Below are 13923 nucleotides of genomic sequence, written 5' to 3'. Positions count from 1 at the left end.
ATTCTGCAAATGAATGAGCTGGATGTTATTAGCTTCACGTGCATCTCAGCGCCGATGGGCTCTACACTGGCCGTCACCTCTGAACGCGACGGAAGACTCGATGACGGCACAGCCTGCGACGAACATTCTGAACACGATTGAAGGCCAGCGCCTGGCCAAGGACGACGCCGAGCGCTGGCGTGACTGGGGCCCTTACCTGAGCGAGCGGCAATGGGGCACGGTGCGCGAAGACTACAGTGCCGACGGCGATGCCTGGCGCTACTTCCCCCACGAACACGCCCGCAGCCGCGCCTACCGCTGGGGTGAGGATGGCCTGGCGGGCTTCAGCGACAAGGCCCAGCGCTGGTGCCTGGGCCTGGCGCTGTGGAACGAGCACGACGCGATCATCAAAGAGCGGCTGTTCGGCCTGAACAACGCCGAGGGCAACCACGGCGAAGACGTCAAGGAACTGTACTTTTTCGTCGATGGCGTGCCGAGCCATGCCTACATGCGCATGCTCTACAAGTACCCCCACGCGGCTTTTCCCTACGACGATCTGATCGCCGAAAACGCCCGGCGTGGCCTGGGGGATGCCGAATACGAAATCCTCGATACCGGGGTTTTCGAAGACAACCGCTACTGCGACGTCACGGTGGAATACGCCAAGCACCAGCCCGATGACGTGTTCATGCGCATCACCGTGCACAACCGATCGGACCAGCCCACACGCTTGCAGGTGTTGCCGCACCTGTGGGCGCGCAACGACTGGAGTTGGACCCACGATGCCCCCAAGCCTGAATTGCGCCTGGAGGGCGAACAGGTGGTGGCGCGGCACCATGAATTGTTTGATCGCCACCTGAGTGCCTGGGGCCAGGACGGTGTGGAATGGTTGTTCTGCGAGAACGAAACCAACTTCCCCAAGCTGGACGGGCAACCTGGGCCGGGGCCGTTCAAGGACGGGATCAACGACTATGTGACCACGGGTTCGGAAGCAGCGATTCGCCGGGACTCGGGCACCAAGGTGGCCGCGCGTTTCATCCTCGAACTGGCGGGCCAGGAAAGCAAAACCCTGTACTTGCGCTTCGCCCCGGCGCAGGCACCGTGGATCAATGCGCGCAAGCTGTTCGAAGAACGCCGTCAGGAGACCGATGATTTCTATGCGGCGCTGCAGCAGGGCATCGCCGATGAAGACGCGCGCAACGTGCAGCGCCAGGCCCTGGCGGGGTTGCTGTGGTCGAAGCAGCTGTATTACTTCGACGTGAATCAATGGCTCGACGGCGACCCGGCCCAGCCCGCGCCGCCGCCCGAGCGTTTGCATATCCGTAATACCCATTGGCGGCACTTGTCGAATTTCGACATTCTCTCGATGCCCGACACCTGGGAATATCCGTGGTACGCCTCGTGGGACCAGGGTTTCCAGGCCGTGGCGTTTGCCCTGATGGATCCGGGTTACGCCAAGCAGCAACTGCTGTTGTTGGTGAAAGACCGCTTCATGCACCCCAACGGCCAGTTGCCGGCCTACGAGTGGCGTTTCGACGACGCCAACCCGCCGGTGCATGCCTGGGCCAGTTGGCGGGTGTATCAGCAGGACAAGGCGCTGAACGGCGTGGGCGACATGGATTTCCTGGAGCGGATCTTCCACAAGCTGCTGCTGAATTTTTCCTGGTGGGTTAACCGTAAGGACGCCGAGGGCCGCAACCTGTTTCAGGGCGGGTTTCTCGGGCTGGACAACATTGCGCTGTTCGATCGCTCGGCTGATTTGCCGCCGGGTTATCAGTTGGACCAGGCGGACGGCACGGCGTGGGTAGCGGCGTATGCGCTGGACCTGATGCGTATCGGTCTGGAGTTGGCCAAGCGCAATGTCGTGTATGTGGATATCGCGGTGAAGTTCTTTGAGCACTTCCTGTATATCGCCGGGGCGATCAACCGCGTTGACGATGGCGCCGAAGGCTTGTGGGATGAGCAGGATCAGTTTTTCTATGACGTGCTGCATCGTCCGGGCGGTGAAAGTGAGGCGGTGCGGCTGCGCTCTATTGTCGGCCTGATGCCGCTGTTTGCGGTGCTGGTGTTGGAGCAGCGTGAGCATGAAGGGCTGGAGGGTTTGCGCGAGCGATTGCTGGGGTTTATGAAGCATCGGCCGGACCTGGCCAAGTTGGTGTCGCGCTGGAACGAGCCGGGGCAGGGGAATCGGCTGTTGCTGGCGTTGTTGCGGGGTGAGCGGACCAAGGATTTGCTGCGGCGCATGCTGGATGAGTCTGAGTTTCTCTCGACGTTTGGTGTGCGGTCGCTGTCGAAAGCGTTTGCCGAGGAGCCGCTGGCGCTGAAGATGAATGGCAATACGCTGTGTGCCCGTTATGAGCCGGCAGAGTCGGATTCGCGGTTGTACGGGGGTAACTCCAACTGGCGTGGGCCGTTGTGGATGCCGGTCAATTACATGCTGATTGAGTCGTTGCGGGAGTTCCATCGGTACTACGCAAATAATTTCTCTGTGGAGTATCCGGCAGGGAGTGGGTATCTGGCGTCGTTGGAGGAGGTTGCCGATGGGCTCAGTCAGCGGTTGACGCGTTTGTTTCTGAGGGATGAGAACGGTTCGAGGCCGTCAATGGTCGGGTATGCGCAGTTGGAGGCGGATCCGGCCAGTCGCGATCTGGTGTTGTTTCATGAGTACTTTCATGGCGAGACCGGGCGGGGGTTGGGGGCTTCGCATCAGACGGGTTGGAGTGCGTTGGTGGCGCTGTTATTGCAGCCCCTGTAGGAGCGAGCTTGCTCGCGAAGGTGGTTAACGATGACGTTGGCATCCTGATTCAACCCGGCGCCCTCAGGCTTTTCGCGAGCAAGCTCGCTCCTACAGGGTGCAATATTTCCATGAGTGGTAACGATCAGAATCGGGTAAATTCGTCGCCCCTCATACAAGGATGTAGACAATGGCGAAGGTCGTTGCGCGATTCCGCAGTACGACTCTTTTGAGTGCGTTGCTGATCACCACCAGTATTTTCATGACGTCCCTTTATCCCCGGGCAGGTGCTGCGGCACCGATGATGATGCATTGCAGTGATTGCAAGAAAGGCGAAACGTTTGACGCGACCCAGTGGTTCAGCAATGGGATGTATCGCCTTGAAACGGATCTCATCCCCAACCCGATGATCACGATGATCCGCAGAAAACCGGTGGTCTTCACTGCCAAGGATAACGATCAGTTGATGGAGGCTGCGCTACGAGGTGTGGGTAATGCCGGTGGCGAGTCGCAGGATGTGATCGCGCTTGAGGCGCAGTGGCCCGTGCTGACCCGCCGCGTGCGCTACTCGTACAGCGTGTTTGTGGCTCCGGATGTGCCGCGGGATCTTTACGATATGTATGTGCAGGTAGGCCGCAAAAAATTCCTGGTCATGATTGGTCTGGACGTGAACACCGGCGAAATAACCGCAGAGTACGAGGGGCGAGAGATTCGTGTGGGGGATACCAACGACCCGCAGTACCTGGAGACCTTTGACGAGTTGGACGATGCGGGAACCCGCTAGGCGTTTGCTTTGCCCCTGAAACGAAAAATCCCGCCATTGGCGGGATTTTTCGTTTTAACGCGGGCTTGATCAGGCCGGGAACAGCTCGCTCAATTTCATGGCCAGCATCATGTCGCCTTCAGTGCGCAGTTTGCCGCCCATGAATGCCTGCATGCCGTCGGTTTCGCCGCTGACGATGCCTTTCATGGTTTCGCCGTCCATCACCAGGGTGACTTGGGCGTCCGGGTTTTCACCTTCCAGCAGTTCACAGGTTTTGTTTTTCACGACCAGCGAGAAGTTCTGGGTGTCGTCGATACGGAAACCGAACACCAGGTCCAGGCCGTCGGCAGCGGCTGGGTTGAACTTGGCTTTCATTGCTTCTACGGCTTTAGCTACGTCAGTCATGGTTTCGATCCTTTTATGGTGAGTCCAGTGACCTTGGGGTCACGGTTGGCCGCAATTCATCGGAAGGTGATGAGCTGCGGCGCCTTCAACAGTTGCAAGTGGGTATGGCTGTTGAAGGAAGCCAGTGCCACCTCGCGACCACGGAATTTCAGTTGGTTGAGCGAGGTGTTAACAATTTGCCAGTTCAGTTCGAAGGCCTGCGCAGCAGGCATTCGGGTAATCAGGTGGAGCAGGGCAGTGATGGTGCCGCCGGAGGTAAACACGGCGATTTTGTCACTGTTGTCGGCGGCTTCAAGGAGCCGTTGCAGGCCACCCTGGACACGTTCGACAAACCCCAGCCAGCTTTCCAGTCCCGGCGGGTCGTAGGTGCCGGCCAGCCAGCGTTCGACAATCAGGGAAAAGATGCGCTGGAACTCGCCACGGTTTTGCGCGGCGTTGCGCAATATGTGCAGGGCTTCAGGTTCACTGTGCAGCAGGTCCGGGAGCAGGGCGCGGATGATCGCCTCGGCGTCGAACTCGTTGAACGCGCTGTCGATTTCCAGCGTGGGTACCGGCAGGCCGAGGGCGCTGTATTGTTCGAAGGCGGCGGTGGCGGTGTGCTGCTGGCGGCGCAGGTCACCCGACACGCAACGGTCGAAGCTCAGGCCCAGTTCCGCCAGGTGGCGGCCCAGCACTTGCGCCTGTTGCACACCGATGGGCGACAGCACGTCGTAGTCGTCTGCACCGAAGGAGGCCTGGCCATGTCGAATCAGGTAAATGCTGCCCACGTCCGTTTTCCCGGTACGTTGAAAGTCTGGCGAGGTTATGAGGATGCCGGGAAGCTGTCAATGAAAAAACATACGCTTGTTTTAAAAGCTCGTTAGAGGCCCGCTGCTGGCGGTTTGATCACTGGCCCCATGGCGGTGGCGTCGGTATGCTTGGGCAATCCGCGCCTGGCGCACTGCACTTGTAAGGAGTCACATGGATTTTCTGGCCGAGTACGCTACTTTCCTGGCTAAAACCGTCACCCTGGTCGTCGCCATCCTGGTGGTGCTGATCAGTTTTGCCGCGCTGCGCAGCAAGGGCCGCCGTAAAGCTGCCGGCCAGTTGCAGGTCAGCAAGCTCAATGATTTCTACAAAGGCCTGCGTGAGCGCCTGGAGCAGACCTTGCTCGACAAGGACCAGCTCAAGGCCCTGCGCAAGTCCGAAAGCAAAACCGAAAAGAAAAAAGGCAAGAAGAAACCCGAAGCCAAGCCTCGGGTATTCGTGCTGGATTTCGACGGCGACATCAAGGCCTCGGCCACTGAAAGCCTGCGCCATGAAATCACCGCACTGCTGAGCCTGGCCACGCCCAAGGACGAAGTGGTACTGCGCCTCGAAAGCGGCGGCGGCATGGTCCACAGCTACGGCCTGGCGTCGTCGCAACTGGCGCGTATCCGCGAGGCGGGCGTGCCGTTGACCGTGTGCATCGACAAGGTCGCGGCCAGCGGCGGCTACATGATGGCGTGCATCGGCGAGAAGATCATCAGCGCACCGTTTGCCATCCTCGGTTCGATTGGCGTGGTGGCGCAGTTGCCTAACGTCAACCGCCTGCTGAAGAAGCACGACATTGACTTCGAAGTGCTGACCGCCGGCGAATACAAACGCACCCTGACGGTGTTTGGCGAAAACACCGAGAAGGGCCGCGAGAAGTTCCAGGAAGACCTGGACATCACCCATCAACTGTTCAAGAACTTCGTATCGCGCTATCGCCCGCAGTTGGCCATTGATGATGTGGCCACCGGTGAAGTCTGGCTGGGCGTCGCGGCGCTGGACAAGCAACTGGTAGACCAGTTGCAAACCAGCGACGAATACCTGGCGACCAAGGCCAAGACCGCCGAGGTGTTCCACCTGCACTATGCCGAGCGTAAAAGCCTGCAGGAGCGGGTGGGCCTGGCGGCCAGCGGTTCGGTAGACCGCGTGTTGCTGACCTGGTGGAGCCGCCTGACCCAGCAGCGTTTCTGGTAGTACCTTGTAGGAGCGAGCTTGCTCGCGAAAAACCTGAGAGCGCCGCGGGGAGCCAGGCTCCCCGCGTTATCGTTAACGTCCATCGCGAGCAAGCTCGCTCCTACAGTTGGGTATCGGTGCAGCGGGGATCGGGTTCTTCATCAACATCCCCACCACCAACGCCCCCAGCAAACCCAACAACCCCGCCACCCACAACACCACGCTGAACCCGCCGACAAACGCCTGCCGCGCCAGTGGCTGCACCATCTCTCGTGCTGTTTCAGGCAGCAACGCCATGGCCGCCGGCATATCGCCTGCCACTACCCGTGAAGCAATCCCCGCCACCTGTTCCTGCCACTGGGAGCCGATGCTCGTGTGCAGCAACTGTTCGCTATGGCTGCTCAACAACGCCCCATACACCCCAATCGCCAACATGATCGCGCTGAAGCGCATGGTAGTGCTCATACCCGACGCCATTCCCGCGCGGTCCCGTGGCACGCAGGCCATGATGTTTTTCTGGGTGTCACCATTGAGCAACCCGGCGCCGGCCCCCGTGACCGCTATGGCCAGGGCGAACGGCAGATAACCGCCGACATTCACCGCCCAGGCACTCAGCAGGTTGCCGCCACCCACCAACGCCAGCCCCGTCGCCATCATCGTTGCCGGGGCAAAACGGCTGGCCAGGCGGGCGCCAATTCGCGGGCAGATCAACATGGTCAAGGCAAACGGCAACATGCCCAGCCCCGAGGCGATGGCGGAGAACCCCAGGCCGTTTTGCAGGTAGAACGGCAGCAACGTCATCATCACCTGGGCGCAGCCGGCGTAGGCGAACATCCCCAGCAGTGCGCCGATGAAGCGCGGGTGTTTGAATAACTGCAGGTCCACCATGGGCCGCTGTTGCAGGCGTTCGGCGAGTACAAACAAACCCAACAACGCCGCACCGCCCAGCAGCCGCGCGTAAGTCAGCGGGTTGTCCCAGCCGATGCGATTGGCTTCGATCAGGCCCCAGATCAAACACAGCAGGCTGGCGCTGAACGCCAGGCTGCCCCAGGGATCGAGCCGGGCGGACTGGGCGTCGCGAGACTCCGGAATCGCGCGCAGCACCAACCCCATCAACACCAGGCCTACCGGCAAATTGAGATAGAAAATCCAGCGCCAGCCCAGGTACTGGGTGATCAAGCCGCCGAGGGTCGGCGCGGCGGTCATCGCCACGCCCATGCACGCGCCCCAGAAGGCCCAGGCCTTGGCGCGCTCCACTTCGTCATGAAACGTATGGCCGATGGAAGCCAGGGCCGAGGTCAGCAGCAGCGCCGCACCGACACCTTTGACGGCGCGGGCGATATCCAGGAACAACGCATTCGGCGCCGCGCCGCAGCCAATGGACGCGAGGATGAAAATACTCAGGCCCCAGATCAGGGTCTTCTTGCGCCCGAAGCGGTCGGCAATGCTCCCGGCCGGCAATAACAGGGCGGCGAAGGCCAGCATGTAGGCGCTGACCACCCATTCGATATCGGCAAAATTCGCCCCCAGGTCCCGGGCGATGCTCGGCAGGGTGACGGCGACGATATTGGTGTCGAGCACGATCAGTGAACACACCCCGGAGGCAGTCAGCAGCGTGACACGTGGGCTGACCTTACTCATGGTTGCACCGAAGCCACCGCCGCCAGGGCGATTTCATCATCGTGGGCCGGGGTGTCTGCGCTGATGCCGATGGCGCCCACTACCTGGCCTTCGAGGATGATGGGCTGAGCGCCTTTCATCATCAGCAGGCCGGCGGTGACGGCTGCCTGGCGCCCGCCGTTGATGACGTTTTCCAGATCGGCCGACGGCCGTTTGAACAGCGCCGAGGTACGGGCCTTGCCTTGGGCCAACTCAATTCCGGCAACCACCGGAGCGCCGTCCATGCGGGTGGTGAGGATCGGCCAGCCGCCATCGTCGACAATCGCCAGCGCGCAGGGCCAGCCTTTTTCAGCGGCGGCTTTACGGGCCTGCGTGGCGATTTGCTGGGCGGTGGCCAGGGTCAGTATTGCCTTGTGGGCAATGGTGGCGGGTGGTTGGGCGGCCATTGCCGAGGGCAGGGCGGCCAGCGCTGCGAGTGCCAGTACCAGGGATTTGACTAACATGGGGGTGCCTCTCTACTGTGAGCGTGCGCCCAGCTTAGTCCCGCCGAGTCCTGGCTTTATTAGGCGTGACAGTGATCTTCATTACCTTTGAGCTAATCCTGCGATGGAAATACGTCATTTCCGCTACTTTCTGGCGGTTGCCCGGCAACGCAATTTCACTCGGGCCGCCGAGCAGTTGGGCATCGCCCCGCCGACCCTGAGCCGGCAGATCCAGGACATGGAAAACACCCTCGGTACGCGCTTGTTTATCCGCCAGCAGCGCGAAGTCAGCCTCACCGAAGCGGGAGCGGCGCTGTTGATCGAGGCTGAGGCCACGGTGCGTCAGTTCGAATTCGCCCAGCGCAATGCCCAGCGCGCCGGGCGCGGAGAGATTGGTCACATTGAATTGGGGTACGTTGCGTCGGCGGTCTATTCAGGCCTGTTGCAGCGTCAGGTGCAGTCGTTCTGTGGGGACTTCCCCGATGTGAGCCTGAGCGTGCGCGAAAGCCCGATGGCGACGTTGCCGGGGCTGGTCGCAGAGGGGCGCTTCGATATTGGCTATATCCGCTCGCCGATGACATTACCTGAGGGCGTCGAGGCGGTGCGTTTGAACAGCGAAGGGTTTGTGCTGGCGTTGCCGCAGGATTCCTGGCTGCTGGGATTAAAGGCCATCAGTTGCGAGCACCTGCAAAACGAGACCTTTATCTTGCCCGAGCAGATCAGCGGCACGTTGCAGGTGGCCGCGCAGGGTGGTTATGCGCCTCGGCTGGGGCCGCAGCCGGGCGGGTTGGTGGCGGTGATTGCGTTAGTGTCACTGGGGCAGGGCGTGGCGGTGGTGCCGGCGTCGGTGGTGGGGCATGTGAGCTTGCCGAACGTGGCGTACCGCACGATTGAAGGCAGTGAGGCGTCGTCGTGGTTGTCGCTGATTCACCGGCGCTTTGAAAAGGCGCCGGCAGTGGCGCGGTACATCGAGCAAGTCAAACAAACCCCAAACCGCCCGTAGCAGCTGTCGAGCCTTGGCGAGGCTGCGTGGCTGCGTGGCGGTGTGTCTGATGTACCGCTACGCAGCCTCGCTAGGGCTCGACAGCTGCTACGGGGGGGGTGATGGTGGGGTTAGATCAGGCGGGGTTGAACCGAATCCGCCAGTCGCGTCAGTATCAAGCAGCACGATACCGCTCCGGCATCCAGCACTCCCAGCGAGCGCTCGCCCAGGCGGCTGGCGCGGCCGATTTTTGCCACCAGGTCCTTGGTGGAATCCCGCCCCCGCGACGCGGCACTTTTCATCGCGTCCAGCGCCTCACTGAACGACGCTCCCGACCCATTGGCCTGTTCAAACGCTTCCACCGCCGGAATCAAGGTGTCCATCAAACACTTGTCACCCACGCCGGCGTCGGTGATGTCCTGCAACGAGGTCAACCCGCCCCGCAGTAAATGGGCAAAGGTCGCCGCGTCAATCTCTTCGCGGCCCCGCACCTCATCCGCCATGCCGATAAACAGGCTGCCATACAGCGGCCCCATGGAGCCGCCGATGCCTTCCATCAGGCTCAGCGTCAACTCGTCCAGCGCTTCGGCCAGGGTCAACTGACGGCCTTCAATGGTGCGCCCGCAATGGGCGAACCCCTTGGCCATGTTGATGCCGTGGTCGCCATCGCCAATGGCGCCGTCGACTTCGCTCAGGTATTCGCGGTTGGCAACGATCACGCTCACCAGGTCGGCGACGATGGCGCTGCCGTCGTGGGTGGAGAAATGCTGGCTCATGGTTCAGTCCGCCTGGGTCATGCCGATGGAACGGCAGGGTTGGTCGATCAGGGTTTTCAGCTCGGCGTCCAGGCCCAGCAAGGTCAAAGTCACGCCCATCATTTCCAGGGAGGTGAAGTAGTTGCCCACGTAGCAGCGGTGAATCTTCAAGCCCCTGGCCTGCAGTTGACGCTCAACCTCGGCGTAGAAAATGTACAGCTCCATCACCGGCGTCGCGCCCAGGCCCGAGACCAGCACCACCACGCTGTCATCCTGGCTGAAGTCGCGGTCGGCGAGGATCGGCGCGAGCATGCGCGCGGCCATGGCTTCGGCGGATTCGATGGCGATCACTTCGATGCCCGGCTCGCCGTGGTGGCCGATGCCCAATTCCATCTGCCCGTCGGGAATCTGGAAGTTCGGCTTGCCCACCGCCGCGATGGTGCAGGGGGTGAGGCCGATGCCGATGGAGCGGCAGTTGTCGACGGCCTTCTGGGCGACACGAATCACCCCGTCCAGATCGTAATGCTGGGCAGCGGCAGCACCGCCGACCTTCCACATGAAGATCTCGCCTGCCACCCCGCGACGCTTGGCGATGTCGGCCTTGGGCGCCGAGGCCACGTCGTCGTTGGCGACCACGGTGCGAATTTGCATGTCCTTGCTGGCGGCCATTTTCATTGCCAGCTTCACGTTCATGTTGTCGCCGGCGTAGTTGCCGTACAGGCATGCCACGCCCGCGCCGTGATCGGCGGCGCGGAAGGCGTCGAAGAAGCTTTTGGCGGTGGGCGAGGAGAAGATTTCGCCGACGGCCACGGCGTCTACCAGGCCGGGGCCGACGTAGCCGAGGAAGGCCGGTTCATGGCCGGAACCGCCGCCGGTCACGATGCCCACGCGGCCTTGTGGCGACGGCTTGGCCTTGCCGATCACCCGTGGATTGGTTTCGTATTGGCGCAGCTCGGGGTGCGCGACCAAGATGCCCCGCAGCATGTCTTCGACCACCTGATCCGGATCGTTTATCACTCGATTCATAACGCGGTTTCCTATTTTTGTTTTAATCAACTGTAGGAGCGAGCTTGCTCGCGAAAAACCAGAGAGCGCCGCGTTGATTCAGGACGCGAGCATTATCGTTAACGACTTTCGCGAGCAAGCTCGCGCCTACAGTAAAAGCGGTTTTGGCGTGTTTCAGGGTTCCAGTACGACTTTAAGCGACTTGTCCCCGCGTTCCATCACCGCAAACGCTTCCTTGAAGTCTGCCAGGGCAAATTTGTGGGTCACCACATCGCGCATGTCGATTTTGCGGTTGCCGATAAAGTCGATGGCGCGCGGGTACATATACGGACCCAGGTGGGAGCCCAGCACGTCCAGTTCCTTGCGGTCGCCGATGATCGACCAGTCCACCGTGGCCTCGTCGTTGAACACGCTGAACTCCACAAAACGCCCCAGTTTGCGCAGCATCGCCAGGCCCTGGTTCACCGCCTTGTGGTGCCCGGTGGCCTCGATGTAAATGTCGCAACCGTAGCCATCGGTGATTTCGCGAATCTTCGCCATCACGTCGACTTCGGCCGGGTTCCACACTTCGTCCGCACCCATGCGCAGGGCGAGGGCGGCGCGCTCGGGTTTCATGTCGAGCACGATGAGTTTTTTCGGGTTGCGCATGCGCACCGCGCCGATGATCCCCAGGCCCAACGTACCGGCGCCGGCCACCACCACGATGTCGTCGAAATCCACATTCGCCCGCTCCGCTGCGTGCAGCGAGCAGGCCAGGGGTTCAATCAGGATGGCTTCGTCCGGGGCAATCGAGTCCGGCACTTTGTGGATGATGCCTTCCTTGGTGAAGATCATGTACTGGGCCATGGCGCCTTGGACGTTGTTCTGGAAACCGTACAGGTCGTGTTTCTGGCACATCCAGTACTGGCCGTGGTTGCAGAAGCGGCAGCCCCAGCACGGCACGATCTGCTCGGAAATCACCCGGTCGCCGACCTTCACCCCACGCTTCTCCGCGCCTGGGCCAAGGGCAACCACGCGGCACACGAACTCGTGGCCGGGAATCATCGGCGGCTTCACGTAGCGCGGCTGCTCGGCGTCGCCCCAGAACGACGGCGCGCCGCGATAAGTCTTGATGTCGCCCATGCAGATGCCGCACAGCTCGACCTTGGTCAGGATCTCGTCGGGCCCGGGCGTTGGTACGTCGACGGTCTCCAGGCGGTAGTCTTCGGGGCCATGGCAGACCACAGCCTGCATGGTTTTCGGAATGACGGGTGACAGTTGCTCGGGCGTGCGTTCGGTAACGGTAGACATGACGATAAACCTCACGACAAAAGATGAATTACTGGATGCTGTAGCCGCCGTCGATCACCACGTTTTCGCCGGTGATCATCTGCGCGGCGTCGCTGAGCAGGTACAACGCCAGCCCGGCGATTTCTTCCGGCTGGGCAAAGCGGCCCGCCGGGATCTGCAATTTGGCCCGTTCCCCCAGCTCGCCGGCCCAGGCCTTTTTGCCCAGGGCGGTTTCTACGATGGTCGGGGAGATGGCGTTGACGTTGATGTGGGGCGCCCATTCCATGGCGAGCACCTTGGTCATGCCAACCACGGCGGCCTTGCTGGCGCAGTAGGCGACGTGACGGTCCAGGCCGATCACCGCCGCTTGGGAGGCGAGGTTGACGATGCGCCCGCTGCCCTGGGCCAGCATGTGTTTGGCGCAGGCCCGGGCCACGAAAAAGCTGGCCTTGAGGTTGATGTCGAGGGTGGTGTCCCAGGCGTTTTCGCTGACGTCCAGGGCCTTGTCCAGCAGGGCCACGCCGGCGCTGTTGACCAGGTAATCCAGGCGTTTGAAGTGATCGAATACGTAATCGACGGTGCTGTGCACCTGGTCGAGTTGGCGCAGGTCCACGGCGATGCCGATATTCCCGGCGCCGAGGCTGGCGGCGACTTCGACCACGACCGGGTCGCGGTCGAGCAGGGCCACGCGCGCGCCGCGTTCCACCAACAGGCTGGCACAAGCCAGACCGATCCCGGCGGCCCCGCCGGTGATCACGGCGCAGCGGCCGGTGAGGTCGAAGGCTTGATTCCAGAATCCAGACATGAACATGACTCCTCTTGCTGACAATGATCGTTCCCACGCTCTGCGTGGGAATGCCGTCCTGGACGCTCTGCGTCCGCCGTTGTGACGCGGAGCGTCACCGTATGCATTCCCACGCGGAGCGTGGGAACGATCAGTGAGTTACTTGCTGCCGCTGACCTGCTGATACAGCGCATCCGCATTCGCATTGGTCACCGGCACCCACGGCAGGATGTAGTTCTTGGCGGTGCCGTCACCCCATTTCACATCCTTGCCATAGCGTTCCCAGATCACCGACTGCGGCTTGTAATCCTTGCCGGCCAGCGCCCGCAGCGCCACATCCAGCGCGCCTTGGGATTGCGCCTGGGCGTCTTGCAGGAAGGTGGTCACCTCATCTTTCTTCGCGGCCTGGATCGCATCCGGCATGCCATCGATGGAGGTCACCGGTACCTCCTTGGAGGTCAGCCCATGGGACTTCAATGCCTGCACCGCGCCGAGGGCCATGTCATCGTTTTGCGCGATTACCCCGTTGATGCCTTTCGGGTGGGCGTTCAGCCAGTCTTCCGTCAGGGCCAGGGCCTGGGCGCGGTCCCAGTTGGCGGTTTTCTTCTCGATGATCTTGATGTCCGGGTGCTTGCCCAGCACTTCCAGCTCGCCCTTTTCGCGATCGATCTGTGCCGACTGGCCAATCGGGCCCTGGATGATCACGACGTTGCCTTTGCCCTTGAGCTTGTCGACCATGGCCTGGGCCTGGAGCCGGCCGCCTTCCACGTCGTCGTTGCCGACATAAGGCACGTTGGCGTCGGCCACCTTGGTGTTGGAGGCGATCACCACCACGTCATTGCTCATGGCAGCCTTCACGGTGCCGACGCCGGCCTTGGTGTCGATCGGTACAAACAGGATCGCGTCGTAGTGCTGGGTCACCATGTTTTCAATCTGGTTGTTCTGGGTCAGGGCGTCGTAGTTGCCGTCGAACACAGTCAGTTGCACGGTGCCGTCCTTGACCGCCGGGTGTTCCTTCAGCTCGCGCACCCAGTTCTGCATGAACTGGCCCTTGAGGCCGTATACCGCGGCGCCGATCTTGTAGGTCTTGCCATCGGCCGCGAGGGCAATGCTGCTGGCGAGCAGGGAGAGTGCCGCGACGGCGGCCAGGGAAATACCAACTTTCATGATGAGAACTCCG

Annotated in this window: 13 protein-coding genes; 4 read left to right on the top strand and 9 right to left on the bottom strand. The window is 61.6% G+C overall.

Annotated elements, in window-relative coordinates; all coding sequences use genetic code 11:
• Positions 1–100 precede the first annotated feature (100 nt).
• The gene (locus NVB75_RS06480; protein ID WP_258346520.1) at positions 101–2734 is read left to right on the top strand and encodes a glucosidase; all 2634 of its coding nucleotides are present in this window, start codon (positions 101–103) and stop codon (positions 2732–2734) included.
• A gap of 169 nt (positions 2735–2903) precedes the next feature.
• Positions 2904–3497: a hypothetical protein gene (locus tag NVB75_RS06475; protein ID WP_258346519.1), complete on the top strand. Its 594-nt coding sequence runs from the start codon at positions 2904–2906 to the stop codon at positions 3495–3497.
• Positions 3498–3566: 69 nt separating this feature from the next.
• Here NVB75_RS06475 and NVB75_RS06470 read toward each other — a convergent pair whose 3' ends face one another.
• The gene (locus NVB75_RS06470) at positions 3567–3881 is read right to left on the bottom strand and encodes an SCP2 sterol-binding domain-containing protein (RefSeq protein WP_258346518.1); all 315 of its coding nucleotides are present in this window, start codon (positions 3879–3881) and stop codon (positions 3567–3569) included.
• A gap of 56 nt (positions 3882–3937) precedes the next feature.
• Positions 3938–4648 carry a histidine phosphatase family protein gene (locus NVB75_RS06465; protein ID WP_093198097.1) on the bottom strand — a complete coding sequence of 237 codons (711 nt, stop codon included), beginning with the start codon at positions 4646–4648 and terminating at the stop codon, positions 3938–3940.
• Positions 4649–4841: 193 nt separating this feature from the next.
• Between NVB75_RS06465 and sohB the strand changes: the two genes are divergently transcribed.
• The gene (sohB, locus tag NVB75_RS06460) at positions 4842–5867 is read left to right on the top strand and encodes a protease SohB (protein ID WP_017479031.1); all 1026 of its coding nucleotides are present in this window, start codon (positions 4842–4844) and stop codon (positions 5865–5867) included.
• Between the two features lie 72 nt (positions 5868–5939).
• On the opposite strand, the gene NVB75_RS06455 is transcribed toward sohB, so the two are convergent.
• Positions 5940–7487, bottom strand: coding sequence for an MFS transporter (locus NVB75_RS06455; protein ID WP_258346517.1), 1548 nt, complete (start codon positions 7485–7487; stop codon positions 5940–5942).
• Positions 7484–7969, bottom strand: a complete 486-nt coding sequence (locus tag NVB75_RS06450; RefSeq protein ID WP_258346516.1) for a heme-binding protein — start codon at positions 7967–7969, stop codon at positions 7484–7486. Before NVB75_RS06450 ends, NVB75_RS06455 begins: the two co-directional genes overlap by 4 nt.
• A gap of 103 nt (positions 7970–8072) precedes the next feature.
• Between NVB75_RS06450 and NVB75_RS06445 the strand changes: the two genes are divergently transcribed.
• The gene (locus NVB75_RS06445) at positions 8073–8951 is read left to right on the top strand and encodes a LysR family transcriptional regulator (protein ID WP_258346515.1); all 879 of its coding nucleotides are present in this window, start codon (positions 8073–8075) and stop codon (positions 8949–8951) included.
• A gap of 110 nt (positions 8952–9061) precedes the next feature.
• Here NVB75_RS06445 and dhaL read toward each other — a convergent pair whose 3' ends face one another.
• The 5 genes from dhaL to NVB75_RS06420 form a co-directional block, all read right to left on the bottom strand.
• Positions 9062–9706 carry a dihydroxyacetone kinase subunit DhaL gene (gene dhaL / locus NVB75_RS06440; protein ID WP_258346514.1) on the bottom strand — a complete coding sequence of 215 codons (645 nt, stop codon included), beginning with the start codon at positions 9704–9706 and terminating at the stop codon, positions 9062–9064.
• Positions 9707–9709: 3 nt separating this feature from the next.
• Positions 9710–10711: a dihydroxyacetone kinase subunit DhaK gene (locus NVB75_RS06435; protein WP_258346513.1), complete on the bottom strand. Its 1002-nt coding sequence runs from the start codon at positions 10709–10711 to the stop codon at positions 9710–9712.
• A 153-nt stretch (positions 10712–10864) separates the two neighbouring features.
• Positions 10865–11980 (bottom strand): alcohol dehydrogenase catalytic domain-containing protein, encoded by a 1116-nt coding sequence (locus NVB75_RS06430; RefSeq protein ID WP_063031068.1) that lies wholly within the window; start codon positions 11978–11980, stop codon positions 10865–10867.
• A 28-nt stretch (positions 11981–12008) separates the two neighbouring features.
• Positions 12009–12764 carry an SDR family oxidoreductase gene (locus NVB75_RS06425; protein ID WP_258346512.1) on the bottom strand — a complete coding sequence of 252 codons (756 nt, stop codon included), beginning with the start codon at positions 12762–12764 and terminating at the stop codon, positions 12009–12011.
• 138 nt (positions 12765–12902) lie between these two features.
• Positions 12903–13910, bottom strand: coding sequence for a substrate-binding domain-containing protein (locus NVB75_RS06420; RefSeq protein ID WP_258346511.1), 1008 nt, complete (start codon positions 13908–13910; stop codon positions 12903–12905).
• Positions 13911–13923 lie beyond the last annotated feature (13 nt).

Source organism: Pseudomonas sp. CBS (genome assembly GCF_024734645.1).
GTDB lineage: Bacteria > Pseudomonadota > Gammaproteobacteria > Pseudomonadales > Pseudomonadaceae > Aquipseudomonas.
This window is presented reverse-complemented; position numbering and strand designations above follow the sequence as displayed.